Genomic DNA, 24833 nt, shown 5'->3' on the forward strand with positions numbered 1-24833 from the left:
AACAATGGAAAGACTAATCATTGCTGGAGTTAATCATCAATGGAATGAATTATAGGTAACTAAACGGACAAGCATATTTTATAATATGCATCAACAGATAATCTAATTCTATTGTTAAGAAAAGCTACATCTATACCTAAGTTGGATGTCTTAGATTGCTCCCATCTATAATCTGTATTTTCTGGCTGCGTATTTGTAAAACCAGGATTATTATTGTAAGCTCCATTTCTACCACCTTCATAAAGAGGGAAAAATGAGAAATCACCTACTCTATCATTTCCATTTGTTCCAATCGAACCCCTTAATTTCAAATCAGATATAAAGTTTACATTACTCATGAATTCCTCATTGATTACATTCCAACCTGCAGAAAGTGCCCAAAAATTACCATATTTGCTGTCCTGTGCAAATCTTGAAGAACCATCTCTCCTACCTGATGCTTCAAGGAGATATTTTGAATCGAAATCATAAGCAACTCTTGCAAAATATCCATTTAATCTAGAATTTTGGGTCTGGGAAGTAGTTGTTATCTTTTCAGCACCTGAAATAACATTTAACTGTAAATCTGAAGCAAAATTAATAGCTGAGACAGCCGCTCTTGTGATGTCATTTTGCTCATAAGCAGTCCCTAAGACCCCTGAAAACGAGTGCTTATTAATAGACTTCTCATAATTTAAGGTATTTGTAACAACGTATTTATTTTGAATATCTGTAGAATACGACCCATATCCTCCTGGTGTATTAATCTCCAACCATCTCTCTTTCTGCTCAAGCAGTAATCTATCCATACCAAAATCTACTCTATATTTAAGACCTTCAAACAATTGAACTTCCCCAAAAATATTACCAAAAGCCCTTGTTGTTTTAGCTAAGTTAGTATTGAATCTTTCAACAGCAACAACGTTAGGAATGAAACCTGGAAGTCTAGTTAGATCACCCGCTGAATTAAAAGGTGAAACCCACGGACTTTGCAGATACGCAGAGGTTAAAGGCGCAGCAACACTATTCTCTGAATTAACTCTGTCATTTAGCACTTCGCTGTAAGAAAGGTTACCCCCAATTTTAATTTTGTCATTTACGTCACTATTAACTGAAATTTTTCCATTCGTTGAACTTAAATTATTGCCAACAATAAACCCTTGCTGATCAGATCTACCAAAACCAACGTAATAAGTAGTTTTGTCGTTTCCACCTGAAATAGATAGATTAGTTGCTCTAGAAACACCGTCTCTTGTTACTCCCTTTTGCCAATTATAATCATCATTCAAGAAGTTAGCAGGATCATCTCCTCTCAAAGTCTTGAAACGACGATATTCTTCACCATTCAGTGTAGGTAATAAATCAGTAGCTCTACTAATTGACATATTTTGTTCAAAAGTCACTCTTGCCGGTTGATTTTTCTTACCTTTTTTGGTTGTAATTAAAATCACACCATTTGATCCTCTGGAACCATAAATAGCAGTTGCAGAAGCATCTTTTAAAACTGTTTGACTCTCAATGTCATTAGGATTTATTTCTAATAATGGGTTTAGAGCTTGACCTCCTTGAGCTCCCGAAAAAGAATTATCATTCAAAGGAACACCATCAATTACATACAATGGTCTACCACCCGCAGTTATTGACGCATTTCCTCTAATTTTAACAACCGTTGCAGCTCCAAGAACCCCAGATGACTGAACAACCTGAACACCGGCTGCTTGACCTTGTAGCATTTGCTGCGGAGACAAAACCGTTAGGTTCTCCATTGCTGAGTTGCCTACAACTTTACTAGCCTGAACAACCTTTGATCTTCTTTGTGTACCATAACCAACAACGACTACCTCTTCAAGGCTTTCAGATGATGGCGCTAATATTACATTAATAACATCTGAAGCACCAACAACTTTAGATTGGTCTTCCAAACCAATAAAAGAAAAAACTAATACTTCTCCAGCTGCTACTCTGATAGAATATTTCCCTTCTAAATCTGTTTGTATCCCTCTTGTAGTTCCTTTGACAACGACATTTGCGCCAGGCAAGGTTCCTGTAGCATCTGAAACTACACCTGTAACAGTCTTTTCTTGTGCGAACACAAATTGCATTGACAAAGCCAAAAGCAACGAAAAAATCCATTTGAATTTTGATCTCATATTACATTTATTTTGAGTTAGTTATTTAACAAACTTCTTAATAATTTCATAAGGAGACGAATTATCTCAAAGTTTAACACAATATATTTTTGACACCATTCCTTTTTAAAAAATAAAAAAAAGCATGGAATTTAGTTTTTAAGACATTACAAAACGCAAAAAATCACTTCAAAAATCTACTTTTTGTCAAAATTAATTCAACATTAAGTCCTTTCATTTTAACACCATATTTAGAAACTAGAGCAGATGGAACCATCAACAATTTTAACAGTTAAGAGCTATTTAATGACAAAACTCCAAAGCATTTATCATTAAAAAAAAATATAAAAATTACATTTGTACAATATTTAAAACGCCTTTAGAATTTATATCAAAAGTGACTGTAAAAAAAATCGTGAGAAATAGATCCTACAGCTGTTTTAAAAATCAATTTTCAACTAGGTTTTATCTTACAAAAAAAATGATTTTAAGTTTTTCAACCCAGATTCTGCTCTTGCTCTGCTATCCATGTTGGTTATTATTAGTTTCCTGAAGTACAGATTTTCTTGTAAATATTGAACTCTTTAAAGCACAGATACAAAACTGAAATATGTATTAATATCGTTGGTTTTTTAGATCAAAATAGGAAAATAAACTCTCATAATTATTTATATCGAAAAGCGATATAAAATTATCAAAACATAGTATCTCGATATCAATAAATCAGATGTATTTTGTAGTATTGGTCATAAAATATTTTATGAAAACATCAAAAATAAAAATAATTAAGCAAAAAAAAACCTTCTCATGAAAGAGAAGGTTTAATAATACTTAAGAAGTTTTATTGACGTGTATCCCAAAAAACTTTCGCATTCATACCTGCTTTTTGCTTAACATTTTCAGGATTTAAATCAATCTCTGATTGAGGATAAAAAAGTGACCTCGGAAAATATGGCACAATCGCATTTGACGGTAAAGTTAAAACAGGATAGCCTGTTCTACGAAAATCTGACCATGGCTCTAACGTTACACCATAATTAGCAATAAATTTTTCGTTTATTATTTGCTCAAGTTTTTGAGCATCAGTTCCTGTTAATGTACCATTTGTGGCTAAATAATTAGTAATGTCCGCTGTTACAGTAACACCAGCACTCACCATTGAAGCCCTAATACCTTCTTGAAAAAATGTTTGAGCAACACCAGGAGAACTAAACCTTAGTGATGCCTCAGCTCTAATAAAATTATATTCAGCAAAGGTCAACATTCTAATAGGCGCCGCTCCAGTATACACTGAACCCGTTAGCGATCCTCTTAGATAAGTGTGGAATTTAGAATAGTTCCCTGGTCCCGCCGGAGCTCCGGCAACAGCACCAACATACGAACCAGAACCTGCAGGCAATTGAGTAAAATAAAATTGTCTTCTAGGGTCTGTTTTAGAATTCATCATATTAACCAATTTTGCATTAACCACTAAATTACCAAGTCTATTAGTTTCAAATTGGTCAATTGGGTTTCTCGCATTAGCAGCATCAACAAAATTCATCTGAAAGCTATCTGAGTTACTGGCCATTAAAAGAGCTCCTGAATTAATCAATGCATCAATATTAGATTTAGCAAAACTTGGATTTTTTTCACTGTAATGTAAAAATATTCTTAGTTTTAATGTGTTAGCAAACCTAATCCAGTTGTTTTTAGTAGTTGAAAATGCCCCTGGATATATTGTACTATTAGTGCCTGGCGAAATTACCGAGGTTGGCGCATTTACCTCCGCTATACCTTGATCTATTAAAGTAATTAAATCCGCGTAAATACTTTCATCCGAATCATACTTAGGCTTAACATTTGCAGCTAACTTTTGAGTGTCTGAATAAGGAATACTACCCCAAGTATCTACAGCAATTTGATACGTATATGCCTTTAAAATTTTGGCAACACCTGAATAGTGCGGGCTATTAGAAGCCGTTGCGTCAACTATAATATTCTCTGCATCATTTAAGATAGTAGCATAAATACTTGACCATACATTATTTAAATCCGAACCAACAATCTGAAACTGTTCGAAGAATTGAGTCTGATTAGTTGCCCCAACAGTTTGCCCTGAATACTGCTGCATTATCAAAGAAGAGTATCGGTTTAAATCGCTCCCAGCTAAAAAACCAACATTAACAGTCAATGAAGTTAACTGCTGATTAATTGGAGCCGAAACTACACTACTTGGATCCTCATTAATATCACCAAATTCACAGCCAGTCACTACGAAAGCAACTAAGAATAGAACGGCTACTATTTTATTTTTTATGTTTTTCATATTTAAAATTATTATTAAAGTACTACTTTAAGATTAAATCCAATTGTTCTTGTATTTGGTAAAGAGTTAAACTCTAAACCTTGTGCATTACTAACCCCTAAAGCATTTTGTTCTGGGTCAAAATGTGGATAATTAGGTGCGTGCAAGAATAAATTTCTTCCAAATACTCCAACTTCGAATTGTTTAATTCCGGTATTCGCTAATAAACTAGAACCTAGTTTGTATGAAAAGGACATCTCCCTAACTCTAAACCAAGAGGTGTCATATATAAATCCTTCAGCAGCAATATACTTCCCACTATTACCATAATAAGACTGAGCATTTACCTGTATCGTGTTCGGCTGACCTGCATTTGCACCTGAAGCATAAACACCTTCATAAAGATATGGTGTGTTAGCTGTAACATTATCGGCTGCAAATCTAGGAAATTCAGCTGTTTCTATGGCCACACCATTTCTTTGTACGTCAGCTATATTTCTTGAATATTGATCTCCTCCTTCACGAATATCTAACAAAACGTATAAACTAAAGTTTTTGTAAGTAAAAGTATTAGTAATACCCATTGTAAAATCAGGATTAGGATTTCCAATTTTCTCTACGCTTGTAGTTTGCAATGGCAAACCGGTTGTAGGACTAATTAACATTTGCCCATTAGCATTGCGTTGATATTTAGAACCATAAAGTTGACCATATTCATCTCCTGCAACTAAACGAATATTAGGAGTTACAAAACCACCTAAAAATATGTTAGTTACACCTGGAGCCAATTCATCAACCATTGATACATATTGAGTATAATTTGCTCCCAAATCCCATGAAAAATTTTGAGTTCTGATTGGTGTTCCAGATACTGCAATTTCAAGCCCTTTTGTAGAAAGCTTTCCTGCATTCTGCAAAACATTTGTAACTCCTGATCCTGCTGACACAGGCACACTTAAAATTACATTACGAGTATTTCGTTCGTAATAGGTTGCATCAATATTTAATCGATTATTAAAAAATGCCATTTCAGTTCCAAAAGCAATCTCTCTAGTAAACTCTGGTGTAAGATCTGCATTACCCGCTGTATTAGAAAGAGAAAAACCAGCATTCCCATTATAAGGGAAAATAATTTGTGGACCAAAACCATCAGCAGCATTAGCTTGAGAGAAGTACGTATTCGTTGCATAAGCAGGAGCACCTTTTCCTACTTCACCTGCACTTGCTCTAAACTTTATTAAATTGATTTTATCGCCAAACTTAATTGCAGGAAATGCCTCAGTTAATACAAAACTTCCTGACACTGCCGAATAGAAAATAGAATTGTTCGCTGGAGCTAACGTAGAGGACCAGTCATTTCTTGCCTTAACGTTTACGGACAAGAAATTTTTATACTCTAGAACAACATCTGCAAAAACTCCAAACAATTTTGTATTTCTGATAGAGGAACCAGGAGCATACGTCACAGCATTAGATAAATTGGCAAATCCAGGAACCACTAAATTTAGGCCTGTAACCTGAGAAGCGAAGCTGTAGTTATTATTAAACTCATTTCCAAGTGATCCAGACAAAGTGAAATCATTGAACTTTTTAGAGGCATTCAATGTGAAATATTGGTTCAAGTTATGAACGTTTGTCGCACCCTCAATTAAACCACCAATATTAGTTGAACCTTGCACAAAACCAGCACCTCTGTTTCCAATCTCGTCAAAACCAACACTATTCAAATTATAGAAATCTGTACCAATTTTAAAGTCAGCATTCAACCATGAAGAAAAATCGTATTTAGCGTTAAAATTAGCCAATATTCTATTTACCTTATCATTGTACAGATTGTTTTTAACAGTCCAATAAGGATTGTCCTCACCACCAGCATACAACTGCTGACCTTGTGCATTTTCAAATGGCAAACCACTTAAATTATAGGATCTTGGGGTAAAATATCCTCTAAACAAAGGATTAGACAAATTGTTTCCTTGTAAAGTTCTTTGTGAAGTTGTATTGGTGTAGGTTATATTAGCTCCTACATTCAACTTTTCAGACATTTGAGTGTTTCCAGAAAAAGTTAGATTAGTTCGAGATAAATTGTTGTTGTCAATAACATATGTTTCTTTTGTATTTCCTATAGCAAGTCTAAAACTAGACTTTTCAGAACCTCCAGTAAAGCTTAAGTTATTTTGAGCATTATACGAAGTTTTAAAAAAATCTTTAACATTATTTTTATAAGCTTGTAACACTTCAGGTTGACCATATGCGTTTGTAATGGTTTGACCCATAATCCTAGGCCCCCATGAAGATGCGACCATAAGCCCTGTTGAATTTGACCTATTAGGCACTAAAGCAGACCCAATTTGAGCAGATGTTAACGTACCGTTTAAACCTTGCGCATATTCATTTTGATAATCTGGTAAACGATTAACATTTCCTATGTTAAAACTTGAATCAAAAGTAATTGACGATTTCTCTCCTTTTCTACCTTTTTTAGTAGTAATAACTATAACACCAGACGCACCTCTAGATCCATAAAGAACTGTTGAAGCAGCATCTTTTAAAACAACTACGCTTTCGATGTCTTCAGGATTAATATCGATACCACGATTTGATGGCGAGGCTCCTCTTTGTAATGAAGCACCTCCACCACTGTTATCGATAGGCACTCCATCCACAACAAACAACGGCTGATTACTTCCTGTAAAAGTTGTAAGCCCTCTTATTATTATACTAGAACCCGTAAAAGCTCCTCCTGATCCGGTTACGCGTACACCTGCAACTTTACCTACAAGTTGGTTGGTGACGTTAGTAGCTTTTGCGGCAGTAAGTTCTTTTGCTTGGATTTTTGGTGTAGAATAACCCAGAGATTTTTTATCTCTTTTTATCCCAAAGGACGTTATCACAACCTCATTTAGCGATTGCGCATCAGCAACTAAAGTCACATTAATTGTCGATAGTTTACCCACGCTTTTTGATTGAGCTAGATAACCCAATGAACTGAATTCTAATATTGCATTAGCGGGAACAGCTACAGAGTACTTCCCATCTAAGCTTGTTGAAACCCCTTTTTTTGTACCTTTAATAACGATGTTTACCCCTGGTATAGGACCAGTTGCATCAGACACTACACCTGTAACAGTTTTTTCTTGTGCGAACACAAATTGCATTGACAAAGCCAACAGCAACGTAAAAATCCATTTAAATTTTGATCTCATATTAATTTGTTTTGAATTAGTTATTTTACAAATTTCTTAATAATTTCTTAAAAAAACAAGCTTTTATAAAATTTAACACATTATATTTTTTACACCATTCCTTTTCAAAAAATAAACATACAAATGAAATTTAGCTATTATAACACTACAAACTGCGGATAATCACTTAAAAAATATTATTTTTGTCAAAATCAATATAATGTTAAGCCCCTTCTTTTTAACGCCATATTTAGAAACCGGAACGGATGAAGCCGGTCGGGGTTGTCTGGCAGGACCTGTCACTGCAGCAGCCGTAATACTGCCTGCGCATTTCCAAAATGAGTTATTAAATGACAGTAAACAATTGTCTGAAAAAACAAGAGAAAAATTAAAACCTATTATCGAACAAGAATGTGTTTCATTTGCCGTAACCCATCTGGAGCCTTTGATAATTGACGAAATAAACATTCTTAATGCCTCCATAAAAGCAATGCAGGAAAGTATTTTAAAACTAAATCCAAGACCTGAATCCATTATTGTAGACGGAAATACTCCATTGATTCCTAAGGATGGGATTAAAAATTGCGGAGGAAAGATTTTTACCGATGCTGAAATTGAAATCCTACATTCGATTCCGAATGCCAGTATCATAAAAGGAGATTCAAAATTTATGAGTATTGCCGCCGCTTCTGTACTAGCAAAAACGTATCGGGATGAATATATGAATCGGATTCATGAGGAATTCCCAATGTACAATTGGAAACAAAATAAAGGATATCCTACAAAAGAACACCGGGAAGCCATTCGGAAATATGGGGTTACAAAACACCACCGAATGACATTTCGTTTGTTGCCGGAACAGTATTGTTTTGATTTTTGAATTTAGATTGCTTCGCCAGTTCGCCTTACAGGCTCGTGTAACGATTTTTGAGTGCTGGTTTCTCAAAAGTCGCGTCAAAAAGAATGGCAAAATATTTCAGGATTTTTTCTTTGACTTCTTGTTCATTCACTTTGGCTACGCCTAGTTCTACGTTCAAAGAAGTTACGGCTTTACCGCGAATCCCACAGGGAATAATATTGTCAAAATAACCCAAATCAGCATTTACGTTTAAAGCAAATCCGTGCATAGTGACCCAACGGGAAGCGCGAACGCCCATTGCACAAATTTTTCTGGCAAATGGTGTTCCTGCGCCTAACCAAACACCGGTTTCGCCTTCGCTTCTGCCGCAAGCAATTCCATATTCTTCAAGGGTAAGAATAATAGCTTCCTCCAGAAACCGTAGGTATTTATGAATATCCGTAAAGAAATTTTCTAAGTCTATAATAGGATATCCTACGATTTGTCCAGGTCCATGATACGTTATGTCACCGCCACGATTAATTTTATAAAAAGTAGCTCCTTTAGCTTCCAATTGTTTTTCAGACAAAAGTAAATTACTTAAATCACCACTTTTGCCTAATGTATATACATGCGGATGTGCTACAAAAAGGAAATAATTGGGTGTTTGTAAACTCGTTTCTTCTCTCCTATTTTTAATTTTTAAGTCAACTATTTCTTTGAACAATTCTTCTTGGTATTCCCAAGTTTCTTTGTAATCTTTAGTTCCTAAATCTTGAAGTTGGATGTTTTTATTCATGTGTCATTGCGAGGAACGAAGCAATCCTATTTCGTTCACTTATTTTTGAATGACAAAGGTACAACGTTTTGAGTTTACTGTTTTTTCCAATAAGGTTTTTTTTTAAACCTTGCAGGTATAATATAAAATTATGAATCAAAAATAATTAGTCTCGGACTTGAACTAATTTCGATGTTTTATCATTGCGCCAAAAAAGTCACCTACAAGATTTGAAAAAACCATTGAAGGATTAACTCATATTTCTGTCAAGTTGAGCGCCGTCGAGACTAACCAAATGAGTCTCGACTGCGCTCGACTTGACCATAAGGCGATTATTTAAGTTCAATATTATTATTCCAAAACAACTTCAAGATTTATACTCTCCGGGTTTTTAAACAATCTGTGATTAGAAATTGCATTTCCATTGCTTTTTTGTCATCGCTTATTTTTGAATTTATATTTGAAACCGATTTTATTTTTCGAGGAAAATGATATTTCAGAGCATAAGACTGCGTAATTTTGAATTTAGAAACTTGCGTTTGGATCCTTTAATCTTATCCTGTTGTCTTATTAGTTCAACTGCATTTGTTATTTTTACTATTCTCCTGAAAAACACTTGCATCAAAAGCATAGTTCACACTATAATAATGTTCTTCGGCAACCAGTGCGTAATTATTTTCTATATCATCTGCCTATTCTTCGGTTTTGTATAAATCAGCAACTTCGGCTATTGTATTGAATTTTTGACAGATTGTTGTGCAAAATTCTTTCTCGAAGGAACTTTTCTTACTATGGACTTTTACCGTAGTAATTTTTTTAAAAATGGCTTTTTCGGATGCTGGTAATTTGGAAAACGTCTCGGAATTTTTGGTTATCAGATCTTTAAAAACATAATTTGCATCAAGAAAAACGTCTTCTTTGGAGTGATTTTCAGCTATAAATTGCATACAACGATGTTCATCGTGGAGTAATTCTGTTTCAATTTCTCCGGTTCCGTCTTGGTTTAGACAAATGGTTTCTTATACTTGGCAACTGATCAAAAATAACACTAAAAGCAGTAAATCGTGTTTTTCCATTTGGTAATTTAAAATACTTATTGGTTTCTATATATGTTATTTATACTATTTTTCATGTTGATTTAAAAAAATAAAAATCGTAGCATAGCCCCGATAGCAGTGGCATCCTTTTTTTCTTGTTTTTTTTGAACAAGAAAAAAAGATAGAACGAATAGCGGGACGGATCGTCTTGAAGAAACAAAATATTCTGCTCCAAAAAACGGTACATTTTAAACTTTAAATTTTAAAACTTAAATAGTATCTTTGCGCTCTTAAAATCAGCATAAAATGGCATTATCCGAACAAGAAATATTACGTAGAGAAGCACTTACAGAATTACGCAATTTAGGTATTGAACCTTATCCTGCAGCCGAATTTATTACAACCGCATATTCTAGCGAAATCCTAGCTGATTTTGCAAAATACGAAGGTAAGGAAGTGGTTTTAGCGGGTCGTTTGATGGGGAAGCGTATCATGGGAAAGGCGTCATTTGCCGAATTGAAAGATGCTGAAGGGCGTATTCAAATCTATGTTTCGAGAGATGATATTTCGACAGATGAGGAGAAAACCATGTATAATGTCGTTTTCAAAAAACTGTTGGATATTGGCGATTTTATTGGGATTCGCGGAACGGTTTTCAAAACGCAAGTGGGAGAAATATCGGTTCATGTTTATGGATTAACAGTTTTGGCCAAAGCCTTGAAACCACTTCCTGTTGTGAAAACGGATGCTGATGGTAAAACACACGATGCTTTTGCTGATCCGGAACAAAGATACCGTCGTCGGTACGTGGATTTAACCGTGAATGATCATGTAAAAGAAACGTTTATCAAAAGAACAAAATTGTTCAATGCAATGCGTTCTTTTTTTAATGACAAAGGATATCTTGAAGTAGAAACGCCTGTTTTGCAACCAATTCCCGGTGGTGCTGCAGCGCGTCCTTTTATCACGCATCACAACTCGCTTGATATGCCTTTGTACATGCGTATTGCGAATGAATTATACTTAAAAAGATTGATTGTTGGTGGTTTTGAAGGGGTTTATGAGTTTTCGAAAAATTTTCGTAACGAAGGAATGGACCGTACCCACAACCCAGAATTTACTGCCATGGAAATATATGTAGCCTACAAAGACTACAACTGGATGATGAAATTTGCCGAAGACCTTTTAGAACATTGCGCGATTGCCGTAAATGGAAGCTCAGAAGTTACTTTTGGAGAACATACCATCAATTTTAAAGCGCCTTACGCCAGAGTGACAATGACGGACTCTATCAAACATTTTACTGGATTTGATATTTCAGGAAAAAGTGAAACAGCGTTATTTGATGCTGCCAGAGGAATGGGAATTGATGTAGATGCAACCATGGGGAAAGGAAAACTGATTGATGAGATTTTTGGCGCGAAATGCGAAGGAAATTACATTCAGCCTACTTACATCACGGATTACCCAAAGGAAATGTCTCCGCTTTGCAAGCAACACCGTGACAATCCAGAATTGACAGAACGTTTTGAATTGATGGTTTGCGGAAAAGAAGTGGCAAACGCCTATTCTGAATTGAATGACCCAATTGATCAAAGAGCCCGTTTTGAAGACCAAATGAGATTGGCTGAAAAAGGAGATGATGAAGCCACAGGAATAATTGACGAAGATTTCTTGAGAGCATTAGAATACGGAATGCCTCCAACATCCGGAATGGGAATTGGAATGGATCGATTGATTATGTATTTGACAAATAATGCTTCTATCCAGGAAGTGTTGTTGTTCCCGCAAATGCGCCCAGAAAAAACTCAAGTTAAAATTGAATTGGAAGACGATGAGAAATTGATTATTGACCTTTTGAAAGTCAATGAAAACCAAATGGATTTTGGTTTACTAAAAATCAAATCGGAACTGAGCGGTAAAAAATGGGATAAAGCAATGAAAAATTTATCTTCTTTAGGATTGACCGAAGTTGTGGTAAATGGCGACAGCAAAGCGTGTCGATTGAAATCCTAAGTGTATTATAGAGCTATATTTATAAAAATGGAGCTTCAAATTGAAGCTCCATTTTTATAAATACTATTATTTTTTATGACTGTCCGTAACTAATCCCAAGTTGTTTCTAAATCAGTAATCATCAATCTAACCCGATATCGCGGATTTGATAGCGGATTTGCAATCCGTGCCCACAAACATAAGCCACAACAGCAAATAATTAAAGTTATTATTTCTTTATATTTTTAAAATATAAAAAACTTTACGGGCACGAATTGGAAATCCGCGCGCGCTGTTACTTCCGTTTTAAAATTTTCAAATTGTTCCTTCTCGATTTTGTTTGCCAAATTCAGATAAGAAGTGATGCGTTCTACGCGGTAATCCTCTGTTTTTTGAGTAATTCCCTGCTACGACAAATCGAATTTCCTGCTATAAAAAGCATTTATTTTTTCGATAAGTACGTCATCCATAATAGAAATAATGGATGAAATTCCATATTCCACACTCGTATCAGACTATCCATAATATAAGTAGGTCCTTACAATAGGGATATGAAAAGTATGAAGTAGTTTACATGTTGTCATGCTAAAATGATTTGATAAATAAGCCACAAAGTTCGAGAAACATAACCGGATAAAAACTGATAAATATCATGCTTTTGTATCGCTGAAATTTCTTTTTTTAGAATGCTGGAGTACCGAAAAATCGGATTAAAGTATTCTTCGAATTTAAATATTAAACCCAAAATTTTGTTAATGATTAAACTTTTAAATAAGAACCCGGTCTTATATACTTAAAACAAAACAAATGAAAAAATTATTTATCGTTGCATTATTAGTTGTCGGAATGACAAGCTTTGCACAAGAAAAAGAAGTAAGACCGGAAAGAGCTCAAATGGGGCAATTAACTCCTGATCAAAGAAATCAACTGCAGTTAAAAAAGATGACTTTGGAATTAGATTTGAATGCTTCACAGCAAAAAGAAATGAGTACAATCCTCGCGGAACAAAGCACTAAAAGAGAAGCTAAAATGGCCGAACGAAAAGCTAACAAAGATTCGGCTAAAAAACGGCTTACCTCTGATGAACTTTTTGCTAAAAAAAGCCAAATGTTAGATGAGCAAATTGTGATGAAAGAGAGAATGAAAAAAATTCTTTCCTTAGACCAATATAAAAAATGGGATGACATAAAAGGGAAAAGACACAACCGAATAAAAAAAAGAATGGCATACCATCAGAATAGAAAACCAACAAAAATAGGCGATAAAAAATAATCCATTTACTTGAAGTAAGTCAAAAGTTTAAACTTCATAAAGTCAAAAGATACACTGTTGCAAACAGTAGTTTAAAATTAATCTGTTGCGTCATTTTGTCTAATTTTAAAACACGACATTATACAGTGGCTGTTACTTATTTCATTTTATTTCATAAAAAAGCCCTGAAATAGTGTCTAATTTTTTAGAGGCAGTCTATTTTTGGGGCTTTTTTTGGTTTAAAATGTTTTCGAAACTTTATCTATCGCTTGAATGGTAAAATCTAAATCAGCATACGTTAATGCATCCGTAATAAACCATGTCTCATAGGCGGATGGCGCAATATAAATTCCTTCCTGCAATAATCCGTGAAAAAAATTCTTGAACGTTTCGTTGTCGCCGTTTGCAGCCGTTTGAAAGTCTACAACCGGAGCCGCGTCAAAGTGAATCGAAATCATTGAGCCAATAGTGTTGATTGTAAATGTAACATCATTTGCTTTCAGAACTTTATCGATTCCTGCAGCCAAATACGCTGTTTTTTCTTCTAGTCTTTTAAAAATAGTACGATCACTGTCTAAAGCTTGTAACATGGCTAATCCTGCGGCCATTGCCAATGGGTTTCCAGACAATGTTCCAGCCTGATATACAGGACCTAACGGAGCAAGATAGTTCATGATTTCTGCTCGGGCAGCAAAAGCACCGACAGGCAATCCTCCACCGATTACTTTCCCAAAACAAACGATATCAGCCGTTACATGCAATAATTCCTGAACACCACCAGCGGCGAGTCTAAATCCGGTCATTACCTCATCAAAAATCAAGAGGATTCCGTTGTCAGTACACAATTGACGTAAGCCTTCTAAAAAGCCTTTATTAGGCGGAATACAACCCATATTCCCAGCAACAGGCTCAACGATTATTGCTGCAATTTCATTTTTATTTGCTTCAATTAAAATGGCTACGTTTTCTAAATCATTGTATCGTGCCAGCAAAGTATCTTTGGCCGTCCCTGCTGTAACACCAGGACTGTTTGGCGAACCAAAAGTAATGGCTCCGCTTCCGGCTTGTATCAAAAACGAATCCGAATGTCCGTGGTAACAACCTGCAAATTTGATTATTTTATCTTTTTTTGTAAAACCACGAGCCAGCCGTACAGCGCTCATACAGGCTTCGGTACCAGAGTTTACAAATCTAATTTTATCAATATTTGGAACCATAGCAACGGCTAAAGCGGCAATTTGTGTTTCTAATTCTGTGGGCATCCCAAACGAGGTTCCCAACTTTGCTTTCTCTATCACGGCATGTACAACCGGTTCGTAAGCGTGTCCTAAAATCATTGGCCCCCAAGAATTGATATAATCAATCAAACGGTTGCCATCTTCATCGTACAAATAAGCACCTTTGGCACTTTTGACAAAAATAGGAGTTCCTCCCACTGCTTTAAACGCTCTTACGGGCGAATTTACGCCACCGGGAATTACTTTTTCTGCTTCAGCAAAAAGCTGACTACTTCTTTTATATAACATGTATGGAATTATGAATTATCGTTATTTTAAAATTATTTTACTACCAGTTTTTGTCCAATAGAAAGGGCATTGTCCGAGAGGTTGTTTTTTTGTTTTAAATCCTCAATCTTTAATTCGAATTTTTTCGAAATAGAATATAGCGTATCGCCTTTTTGAACCACATAGGAATCCAGCCCCTTAGGGATTGTATTTCTGGATTCAACCGTTAATTCTGCAATCATTTGTTTTTCATTGGACACATAATTAATATCCAGAACCTGATTGTCATATTCATGCAAATTGTAGCGTTCAATATACGAAATCAATTTATCCGGATATTTAGGATCTGTGGCATATCCGGCGGCTTTTAAGCCTTTGGCCCAAGCTTTATAATCGCCTTTTGAGAATTCAAATAATCCAGCATAGCGGCTTCTTCCTGTTAAAAATAAAGCGTGATCTTTAAATGATTCTGATGGATTGTCATATTTTCTAAAACATTCCTGTGCAGCATCGTCATCATGCCTGATACTTTCACCTGTCCAACCTACATGACATTTTATACCAAAATGATTGTTCGCATTTAAAGCCAAATTACCCCTCCCGGCACCAGACTCTAAAATGGCCTGTGCTAAAATAATACTTGCAGGAATACCATAATTCCTCATATTGCCCATTGCAATATCTTTGAATATGGAAACGTAGGTTACAATCACATCATTTGTAACTATTGTTTTTGAAGTTGAAACAATCTCTTCCGCTTCACTATTATTCAGATCTTTACTTGATGCTTTTCCTGCGGTGGCACGTACTGTTTTGGTTTTCTTTTCATATCCCTTTTTAGCCGTCGTCGCAATTTTTGATTTTGAAGGCGCTTTTTTTGTAATAACAATAAGTGGTTTAGTGGCATTACAACTCACCAAAGTTATTAGTATAAATAGCAGTAGGATTTTCTTAATCATTGATCTCAATTATTGGTAATTGTCTGTTCCGAAGTTTTATATTCATTCCCTGAATTCCCTGAATTCCACCAGTATGAATTAGTAAAATTTTTGATTGGGCAGGAAAATAGTTTTTTTGAATTAGTTCGATAACACCAAAAACCATCTTTCCCGTATAAATTGGATCTAAAGGAATCTTATTTTGCTTATAAAATGAATTGATAAACCCTATTAATGCTTCATTAACTTTACCGTAGCCCCCAAAATGATAGTCTGTAATGAACTCCCAGTTTTCATTTTGTACAAAATTACGAATTTCTTCTTTCAAAAAATCGCCTTTTAAGGCCGGAAACCCTAAAACTTTTTGATGCGGTAAAGCACTGTTTATGATACCGGAAATGGTACCGCCAGTTCCTATCGCACAACAAATATAATCAAATTGAGCATCTTCCTGACTCAGAATTTCTTCACATCCCTTGATGGCAAGTTCATTAGTCCCGCCCTCTGGCAGGAGATAAAAACGACCAAATTGTTGTTTTAATTTCTCCAAAAATGAGTCATCACTTTTTAACCTATACGCGTCTCTTGAAATAAATTCCAGTTGCATTCCACAATTTTGAGCGAAAATTAATGTTGGATTCTCTGAGATTTTACTTTCTAATTCCTCACCACGGATAATCCCGATGGTTTTAAATCCTTTTTCTTTTCCCGCATAAGCCACAGCGGCAATATGATTGGAAAAAGCACCTCCAAAAGTAAGCAATGTGGTCTGCTCGTTTTTTTTGGCTTCAAGCAAATTGTATTTCAGTTTTCTAAACTTATTTCCGGAAACAAAAGGATGGATCAAATCTTCTCGTTTGATGGTTACTGAAATAGAGTGCGGAAATGCTGTAATTACCTTTTGATTCAAACGAATATTTTTTAACACAAAGGTAAATTTATATATAAAAAAATGCAACCTTTATAGATCGCATTTTGTATTAATTCTTTTCAAAAGGATTTAATTTTTAATTATAATTTTCTGACCCACCTCTATTTTGTCTTTTGTGGCTAATTTTACGATGTAAATTCCATCGCGAAGACCCGCAGTAGAAAACGCATAGCTTGCATTAACTCCCAAATTTTCTTTTTTAAAAATCAATTTTCCGGCGACATCATATAAACTGCAGGCAGCGAGATCCAATAACATGGGATTACTGATTTTTAGATCTTTTGCAGAATTGTTTTGATAAATTACAAAATCTTTACGCACTGCCTCTTCGACACCTAAACTGGAATTGTTTTTAAAGGTAATTTCAAACTGTGTATTATTGACACCAGCCGGAAGTGACAATTCATGGAAATCGTTCTTGATATCAAAATATCTGTCCGATTTCTTATCATGCAGATAAATGTTTGCTACCTCTGGAAGATTTAAAATTTCATTAACTGTGATTTTATAATTGGCTGATTTATCATTTCTAAAACCTAAGGGGATTTTTTTATCACTATCAAAACGGATTGCATTGATAATGAACTCAGAATCCTCTAGTACAAAATAAACATCTGCCGGAGTACTATCACTAGAAGAAATGGCATCCATAGCCCGATCAATTCCATCAGTAGCTTCGGGAATCAATGCCAATGCTAATTGACGCACACCATGGTCGTTCATCAAGGTATTGAATCTGATTTGTGGCGTTGTAACTAAATCTAGCGATGTGTAATCAAATCCGGATTGCTTTTGAGTCATCAAACCAATATTTTTTTTTGTTTTAGAAACACCCGTTATTCTCGTACGGGCTTGATTACTTACCGTTTCTTTAACAAATCTCCTATAACTATTTTTCATCTCAACAAAACCGTTTGCTAATCCCCCAATCAAAAAACCTTGTCCTATTGGAGAAAAACGTCTCTGATAATTCCCTCCGGTTACGCCTGCTGCGCCTTCATTACCAGAACCGTCATACGAATTAAAAGTAGCTGGAACATAAATTCCGGCACTTCCTAATGCACCCGGGGAAAAAGCACCATAACCCCCTTTGTAATCCGCTATATAATGTGAATTCACTGTGGCGTCTTGTTCCCAAAAATAGGCTATTCCGGTACAATTTGTTTCTGCCAGCAAAAAGGCTGATAAATCAATTGCGGATGGATACGGATTTCCTGTCAATGTAAATTGTTCCACTGCAACGGGTATTGCTATTGTTCCGTCATTTGGTTTTCCTCTAAAATCATATCGCTGTTGACTTCCGGGATTATTTTGAACGCCATTTACAGTAAAGCCATTTGTACCTGATGTTCCTTTCATTGTAAATCCTTCTCCTGCGTTCAGACCGAAACTGGCTCCCACTCGTACCCAATTCGAATAACCTGATGACGCTATTAATTTATAGACCCAATAGGGTGCAATTGCTAACGGATTCGCCGTTCCATTATAATTACTCATTGACAATATTGCCGGCTCTTTGAAAGCAATCAAACCATCAACATCCTTAAGTTGAGTCACCCCAAAAGGAGAATTTCCGGCGGTGACACTTGTTTGTCCCACAGGCGAACACCAATAGTCATATTGAAAATTATTAGTTGTCCCTTCCTGAAATACGGACAAACTTCCTAATCCTTGATTTGTTCCTGCTGCAGTTGTCCCTTGTATCAACTGCCCATTTTCCCTTAAATAAAAATTACTGTTGACCGCATTTAGTTCTAATTGTTGGTTAATGAAAACAACCTCATTATTGACAAAAACATAACTATTAGGACTCACATACATTTGAGCACTCATGTTGTTTTGCAAAAAAATTATCGCAAAAATTGCCACTATCTGTTTAAGTCTTGCTGCGTTCATAAGCATATATGTTAAGTTGTTTTTCTATATTATTTTTTCTAAAACGATAGTCAAAATATATCCTATTAAAAAATCTTGCTTGCATAATAAAACTACAAATCAGTTTTTTCAATACCATAACATGAAATTTTCTCTAAAAACGAGTAAAATTACAAAAAAACAGGATCTTTATTTGACTAAGTACCAATAAAAAGTATTTAAAATTCGTTTAACTAATTATACCTATTGTTTAAATAAGTTATTCCTTTCAAAAAAATAAAATTAAAAATAAACAAAATTAAAACAATACAAAACTCTCCAAAGTAAGTAATGACTAAAATTTAATGTCGTATTTTAATAAAATACTAAATTTCTTTGCCACAGATTTCACAGATTACCACAGATTAATTCGTTATGTAATTTTAAAATCTTTTTAATCCTTACAATCTGTGGCAAAAACTCTTTTTAATAATTGCGACAATATATCTTTCTTGCTACTTATTATAAAAAAAATCATTTTTCAGTAGTTCAATCCCTTTTATTTAATAAAAAAACCCGCCGTTTAAAATAAAAAGAAACATTAAAACAAAAAAACTGGCCGATAGATCATAAATATTTAAAAAACCGTAAAAAAGTCGTCTTTTAAGGTATTGAAAATTCCTCTCATGAGCATACGCCTCTCTTTCAAAACTACTATTTCTGTAAGCCAAATTTGCATTTTTATACCGAACCAATCGAAAACAATATTCTAACAGATACCAAGAAAAAGAGGAATAATTAATAATTCTAATTGCTGGCGCAAATGAATTTTTTCATGATTAATTAAACTGATATTTGTTTTATCTTCTTGCTATTGTACCACAGCAAATGGGAATACCGCTAATCCACTGTATCCTTTTGGAATTAAATATTTAGAAACAATCAGAAACATTCGCTATAAAATTATAAATTTGTACTACTAAAGTGGTCCTTTTTAATGAAAAAGCGCAATCGTTTGAATCCCAATTTAGCAATTGAACGAAATCGAATGACGCCTGCAATCGCACAATACCAAATATGATGGACCAAAATACTGAAAATAAATTAATAGAAGGGGAAGATTTCTATTACACACCCGAAGGCTATAAATGTTTTACTGAAAAATACCATTTAAAACGGGGTTATTGCTGTAAAAGTGGCTGTCGCCATTGTCCGTATAAAAGCCCGCTAACACCCAAAGGGGAAAAAAGAAGAGATTATGAATAATAAAAGCCTACATTACCATGACTAATTCACCTCACATAACTCCTACCACGATTCCGATTTCAGAAACTAGGACCTCTTTTCAAGAACAAATACAACAAGGAATCCCATCGGTTTTACCAAAACCAAAACCATACGATATGGACATCAATCACGCACCTAAGCGTAAAGAAATCCTTTCGAATGAAGAAAAAAAATTAGCCCTTCGTAATGCTTTGCGTTATTTTGAACCAAAACATCATAAAGAGCTAATAAAAGAATTTCGACAAGAATTAGAAATATACGGCCGTATTTATATGTATCGCTTTCGTCCCGATTATGAAATGCGTGCGCGTCCAATAAATGAATATCCTGGAAAAAGCGAACAGGCCAAAGCAATTATGCTGATGATTCAAAACAATCTGGATTACGCCGTGGCACAACATCCGCACGAATTGATAACCTATGGCGGCAATGGAGCTGTATTCCAAAACTGGGCACAGTATTTATTGACGATGCAATACTTATCAGAAATGACCGATGAGCAAACATTGACGATGTATTCCGGGCATCCAATGGGATTATTTCCCTCGCACAAAGAAGCGCCACGAGTTGTAGTAACAAACGGCATGGTAATCCCTAATTATTCTAAACCGGATGATTGGGAAAAAATGAATGCTTTAGGCGTTTCTCAATACGGCCAAATGACCGCCGGAAGTTACATGTATATTGGCCCGCAAGGAATTGTACACGGAACAACTATCACGGTTTTGAATGGTTTTCGTAAAATAAAACGCAGTCCAAAGGGCGGATTATTTGTTACTTCTGGTTTGGGCGGCATGTCTGGCGCACAACCTAAAGCCGGAAATATTGCCGGTTGTATCACCGTTTGTGCCGAAGTAAACCCTAAAATTACACATATTCGCCACAGTCAAGGATGGATTAATGAAGTGATTGAAAATATTGATGCGCTGGTAAAAAGAGTCGCTTTGGCGCAAGCCAATAATGAAATTGTGTCCATCGGATATCTTGGAAATGTGGTTGAGGTTTGGGAAAAATTTGACCAGGAAAACATCCATATTGATTTAGGATCAGATCAGACTTCGCTACACAATCCTTGGGCAGGTGGCTATTATCCTGCTGATATTTCCTTTGAAGAAGCCAATGAAATGATGGCATCAACTCCTGATTTATTTAAAACAAAAGTACAAGAAACATTACGACGTCATACGACAGCAATCAATAAACACACTGCCAAAGGAACGTATTTCTTTGATTATGGAAATGCTTTCTTACTGGAAGCTTCCCGTGCCGGTGCAGATGTCATGGCAGAGAATCACATCGATTTCAGATATCCGAGTTATGTACAGGATATCATGGGACCCATGTGTTTTGATTACGGTTTTGGCCCTTTCCGATGGGTTTGTGCTTCGGGAAAACCAGAAGATTTAGCCAAAACAGATGTAATTGCTTGCCAGGTTTTGGAAGAAATGTCCAAAACAGCTCCCGAAGAAATTCAGCAACAAATACAAGACAATATTCATTGGATAAAAGGCGCACAAGAAAACAAATTGGTTGTAGGCTCACAAGCACGAATCCTTTATGCAGATGCTGAAGGACGCGTAAATATTGCCGAAGCTTTCAATCAGGCTATTGCCAAAGGCGAAATAGAAACCGTAATTTTAGGTCGCGATCACCATGATGTTTCCGGCACCGATTCTCCATACAGAGAGACTTCTAACGTTTATGATGGCTCAAGATTTACCGCTGATATGGCGATACAAAACGTCATTGGAGACAGCTTTCGTGGCGCCACTTGGGTATCTATTCACAATGGCGGTGGCGTGGGCTGGGGAGAGGTAATAAACGGCGGATTTGGTATGGTTCTTGATGGTTCAAAGGAAGCGTCAAGACGTTTAGCATCAATGCTTTTCTGGGATGTCAACAACGGAATTTCCAGAAGAAGCTGGGCTAGAAATGAAGGAGCAGTATTTGCTATAAAAAGAGCGATGCAAACACAACCTTTATTGAAAGTAACCATCCCTAATACAGTCGCTGACAATTTGTTGGATTTTTAAAAATTTGAACGTATCTTTAATAAACATTTAGTAATCAAAAAAAACAGGTCATGAAAGCAATTAAACTCCTTCTCGCATTTCTACTTTTAGTATTTGCCTCTTGCGCTTCCGTAAAAGTATATTCTGATTATGATAATAATGTCGATTTTACTCCATACAAAACGTATGCTTTTCATAAAAAAGGCATCGATCGAGTTGAAATATCAGAATTGGACAAAAAAAGAATACTCAATGCCATAGATCGAGAATTAAGCAAAAAAGGAATGACCAAAAGTGAAAATCCAGATTTGCTGATTAATATATTAACTAAAGAAAGAGAACGCACTGACGTAAATCAGTTCAACGCAGGATGGGGTTACGGATGGGGTTGGGGATGGAATCCTTACTTTTGGGGAGGCCGCAGCAGTTTTGTTTCCTCATCAACAGAAGGGACATTGTATATTGATTTAATTGATGCCAAGAAAAAAGAATTGGTTTGGCAAGGCGAAGGAGTTGGTTATTTGACCGAAACCCGAAGTGAAAAAGAAAAACAAATCAACGAATTTGTGGCAAAAATTCTTGAACAATTTCCGCCCAAAGTAAAATAGTTTACCATCACATTTCAACATAAAAGCCTACCTTTGCGTAGGCTTTTTTTATACCTAATTATGGCACAATTTAACGACATTTCCACATTCGAAGATATCAAATTACTAGTGAATACTTTTTATTCTAAAGTTCAAAAAGACGAATTTATCGGACCCATATTCAACGAAAAAATAGGCAATCGCTGGCCGGAACATTTAGAAAAAATGTATCGCTTTTGGCAAACTATTTTACTTGAAGTGCATTCTTATTCCGGAAGTCCATTTCCACCACACAAACAATTACCGGTCGCCAAAGAACATTTTGACCGCTGGATGCAAATTTTCACTGAAACAACTGACAACTTATTTTCTGGTCCATTAGCCGACGAAGCTAAACTTCGGGCAAAAAATATGGCTGAAATGTTTAATTACAAAATTGACTACTTCCGCAATCTTGAGAAAAATCAAACGAACAATTCATAGTTTTTAAAGTGGGTTCAATCCAAAATATGTTCCTTTTTGCAAACAGCAACAAATTATTTTATGCGCAATTTATTATTACTTGTCGTTTTACAAGCTTCCCTCCTTTCTTGTTCCAATTTAAAGCAAACAGCTGACAACAAGTCAACCCCAAGTTTAAAACTAATCAGTTCCATTGAAATTCCTTTTGAGGAAACGTTTCAAAACACAAAAGTGGGCGGATTGTCCGGAATCGATTATGATGCCAAGAATGATTTGTATTATTTGATCAGTGACGATAGATCCATGTTTAACAATTCAAGATTTTATACGGCAAAAATTCATTTGCTCGAAAATAAAGCTGAACGTATTGATTTCCAAAGTATCACCACTTTAAAAAATGCAACTGGGAAAGCGTTTGGCAATTGGAATACCATGCCAACTACTTCCGCAGACCCGGAAGACATCCGATTCAATCCAATAACGAACACTTTGGTTTGGAGTAGCGAAGGCGCTCGAGTGCTAACAGCAGATAAGGAAGTTTTACAAGATCCTTCTCTAAATTTCATGAATTTAAAAGGTGATTTTCTAGGCAATGTCACCTTACCGGAAAATTTAAAAATGCAGAAACTGGAAAAAGGTCCGCGAAACAACGGCACTTTAGAAGGAATTACTTTTGACAAAAACTATAAAAATGTCTATACCAATATTGAAGAACCATTATTTGAAGATGGCGACCAAGCCAATACCAGCAAAGGCGGTTTGATTCGGTTGTATCAATTTGATGTCAAAACAAAAAAGAACACCGCTCAATACGGCTATAAACTGGAACCTATTGCTCGTGAGCCTAATCCGAAAGGGGCATTTGGTGTAAATGGCGTTTCGGCAATTCAGTATTATGATAAAAATCAATTACTGGTAGTGGAACGCTCCTATTCTACCGGAACGCAAGCCTGCACGATAAAAGTATTTTTGTGTGACCTGAAAAAAGCAACTAATATAAAAAATTACAGCTCTTTGCAAAATCAAAAATTCGAATTGGCTTCTAAAAAACTGGTCCTTAACATGGATGATTTGGGGATTTTTATTGATAATATCGAAGGACTTACTTTTGGTCCAAAATTGGCAAATGGTAATCAATCTATTATTTTCATTTCAGATAATAATTTTTCAGATAAACAAAAAACGCAGGTTTTGGTGTTTGAGTTGGCGAAGAAGTAAATCCAAAAAATAGCTATCAATCCTCTATCCAGTTCGCCAAAGAACATATTCAGTACCAACAAAAATGAGAATGCACAATGTTTAATTTAGCGGAAGTCAATGAAACATAATTGGAGAATGTTTGAAATTATACTATCTGGAATTCAGATTTGCCTCGGTATTTTAATATGGTTTTTTGTCTATTTAACTTGCAATCAATATTATACTTTTTTGTGGAAAAATCCATTAATGGACCATCATAGCATTGTTCAAATGGCTGTCAGAAAAAATATAACTTTAGTAATTCTATCACTTATTGCTATTTCATCAGCAATACTTTTAATCAAAAACTTATCTCAAGGGGCTGGGTGATGAGTGTTATAACTTGGATTATGCTTATAATAACATTGATAATTAACTCCTATCGATTAAACCAAAGCAATCCTAATGAGTTAGATTTAATTTCTATATTTATTATAGGAATAATTACATTTGTTTTTATAGCTATTGTATTCGCATTAAATAATATAGAATTCAAACGGAAATACAGCCCAACCATAAAAAACTGGATTTTCATAGCA

Annotated in this window: 17 protein-coding genes; 8 read left to right on the top strand and 9 right to left on the bottom strand. The window is 35.3% G+C overall.

Going from position 1 to position 24833, the window contains the following annotated elements; genetic code table 11:
- Nucleotides 1-59: 59 nt before the first annotated feature.
- From EKM02_RS11565 to EKM02_RS11575, 3 genes are all read right to left on the bottom strand, one after another.
- On the bottom strand, nucleotides 60-2129 hold the full coding sequence (locus tag EKM02_RS11565) for a SusC/RagA family TonB-linked outer membrane protein (protein WP_126455310.1): 2070 nt from the start codon (nucleotides 2127-2129) through the stop codon (nucleotides 60-62).
- Nucleotides 2130-2949: 820 nt separating this feature from the next.
- Nucleotides 2950-4416: a SusD/RagB family nutrient-binding outer membrane lipoprotein gene (locus tag EKM02_RS11570; protein ID WP_126455312.1), complete on the bottom strand. Its 1467-nt coding sequence runs from the start codon at nucleotides 4414-4416 to the stop codon at nucleotides 2950-2952.
- A gap of 14 nt (nucleotides 4417-4430) precedes the next feature.
- Nucleotides 4431-7601, bottom strand: coding sequence for a SusC/RagA family TonB-linked outer membrane protein (locus EKM02_RS11575; protein ID WP_126455314.1), 3171 nt, complete (start codon nucleotides 7599-7601; stop codon nucleotides 4431-4433).
- A 199-nt stretch (nucleotides 7602-7800) separates the two neighbouring features.
- Here EKM02_RS11575 and EKM02_RS11580 point away from each other — a divergent pair, with 199 nt between their 5' ends.
- The gene (locus tag EKM02_RS11580; protein WP_126455316.1) at nucleotides 7801-8460 is read left to right on the top strand and encodes a ribonuclease HII; all 660 of its coding nucleotides are present in this window, start codon (nucleotides 7801-7803) and stop codon (nucleotides 8458-8460) included.
- A 25-nt stretch (nucleotides 8461-8485) separates the two neighbouring features.
- Here the strand turns inward: EKM02_RS11580 and lipB are convergent, their stop codons facing one another.
- Entirely contained in the window at nucleotides 8486-9217 is a 732-nt protein-coding gene (gene lipB / locus EKM02_RS11585) for a lipoyl(octanoyl) transferase LipB (RefSeq protein ID WP_126455318.1), read from the bottom strand.
- A gap of 671 nt (nucleotides 9218-9888) precedes the next feature.
- Entirely contained in the window at nucleotides 9889-10143 is a 255-nt protein-coding gene (locus EKM02_RS11590) for a hypothetical protein (protein ID WP_126455321.1), read from the bottom strand.
- Nucleotides 10144-10539: 396 nt separating this feature from the next.
- On the opposite strand from EKM02_RS11590, the gene lysS reads away from it, so the two are divergent.
- Both lysS and EKM02_RS11600 read left to right on the top strand, forming a co-directional pair.
- Nucleotides 10540-12249, top strand: a complete 1710-nt coding sequence (gene lysS, locus EKM02_RS11595; protein WP_126455323.1) for a lysine--tRNA ligase — start codon at nucleotides 10540-10542, stop codon at nucleotides 12247-12249.
- A gap of 786 nt (nucleotides 12250-13035) precedes the next feature.
- On the top strand, nucleotides 13036-13500 hold the full coding sequence (locus tag EKM02_RS11600; protein ID WP_126455325.1) for a hypothetical protein: 465 nt from the start codon (nucleotides 13036-13038) through the stop codon (nucleotides 13498-13500).
- A 218-nt stretch (nucleotides 13501-13718) separates the two neighbouring features.
- On the opposite strand, the gene hemL is transcribed toward EKM02_RS11600, so the two are convergent.
- The 4 genes from hemL to EKM02_RS11620 all read right to left on the bottom strand — a co-directional run bounded on the left by hemL (nucleotide 13719) and on the right by EKM02_RS11620 (nucleotide 18749).
- Complete coding sequence (hemL, locus tag EKM02_RS11605) at nucleotides 13719-15005, bottom strand: glutamate-1-semialdehyde 2,1-aminomutase (protein WP_126455327.1); 1287 nt, start codon at nucleotides 15003-15005, stop codon at nucleotides 13719-13721.
- 32 nt (nucleotides 15006-15037) lie between these two features.
- The gene (locus EKM02_RS11610; protein ID WP_126455329.1) at nucleotides 15038-15943 is read right to left on the bottom strand and encodes a glucosaminidase domain-containing protein; all 906 of its coding nucleotides are present in this window, start codon (nucleotides 15941-15943) and stop codon (nucleotides 15038-15040) included.
- A complete protein-coding gene (locus EKM02_RS11615) occupies nucleotides 15936-16832 on the bottom strand; it encodes a 1-aminocyclopropane-1-carboxylate deaminase/D-cysteine desulfhydrase (protein ID WP_126455331.1) in 897 nt (298 codons plus the stop codon). Before EKM02_RS11615 ends, EKM02_RS11610 begins: the two co-directional genes overlap by 8 nt.
- A 90-nt stretch (nucleotides 16833-16922) precedes the next feature.
- The gene (locus tag EKM02_RS11620; RefSeq protein ID WP_158614747.1) at nucleotides 16923-18749 is read right to left on the bottom strand and encodes a T9SS type A sorting domain-containing protein; all 1827 of its coding nucleotides are present in this window, start codon (nucleotides 18747-18749) and stop codon (nucleotides 16923-16925) included.
- Between the two features lie 1035 nt (nucleotides 18750-19784).
- On the opposite strand from EKM02_RS11620, the gene EKM02_RS11630 reads away from it, so the two are divergent.
- The 5 genes from EKM02_RS11630 to EKM02_RS11650 are packed head-to-tail and all read left to right on the top strand — an operon-like array spanning nucleotide 19785 to nucleotide 24273.
- Complete coding sequence (locus EKM02_RS11630; protein WP_126455335.1) at nucleotides 19785-19973, top strand: DUF5522 domain-containing protein; 189 nt, start codon at nucleotides 19785-19787, stop codon at nucleotides 19971-19973.
- Nucleotides 19974-19990: 17 nt separating this feature from the next.
- A complete protein-coding gene (locus EKM02_RS11635; RefSeq protein ID WP_126455337.1) occupies nucleotides 19991-22027 on the top strand; it encodes a urocanate hydratase in 2037 nt (678 codons plus the stop codon).
- A 50-nt stretch (nucleotides 22028-22077) separates the two neighbouring features.
- Nucleotides 22078-22614 carry a DUF4136 domain-containing protein gene (locus EKM02_RS11640; protein WP_126455339.1) on the top strand — a complete coding sequence of 179 codons (537 nt, stop codon included), beginning with the start codon at nucleotides 22078-22080 and terminating at the stop codon, nucleotides 22612-22614.
- Between the two features lie 60 nt (nucleotides 22615-22674).
- Nucleotides 22675-23076 carry a group III truncated hemoglobin gene (locus EKM02_RS11645; protein WP_126455341.1) on the top strand — a complete coding sequence of 134 codons (402 nt, stop codon included), beginning with the start codon at nucleotides 22675-22677 and terminating at the stop codon, nucleotides 23074-23076.
- A gap of 60 nt (nucleotides 23077-23136) precedes the next feature.
- Nucleotides 23137-24273 (top strand): esterase-like activity of phytase family protein, encoded by a 1137-nt coding sequence (locus EKM02_RS11650; RefSeq protein ID WP_126455343.1) that lies wholly within the window; start codon nucleotides 23137-23139, stop codon nucleotides 24271-24273.
- Nucleotides 24274-24833: the final 560 nt, after the last annotated feature.

The organism is Flavobacterium sp. RSP49, assembly GCF_003968735.1.
Taxonomy (GTDB): domain Bacteria; phylum Bacteroidota; class Bacteroidia; order Flavobacteriales; family Flavobacteriaceae; genus Flavobacterium.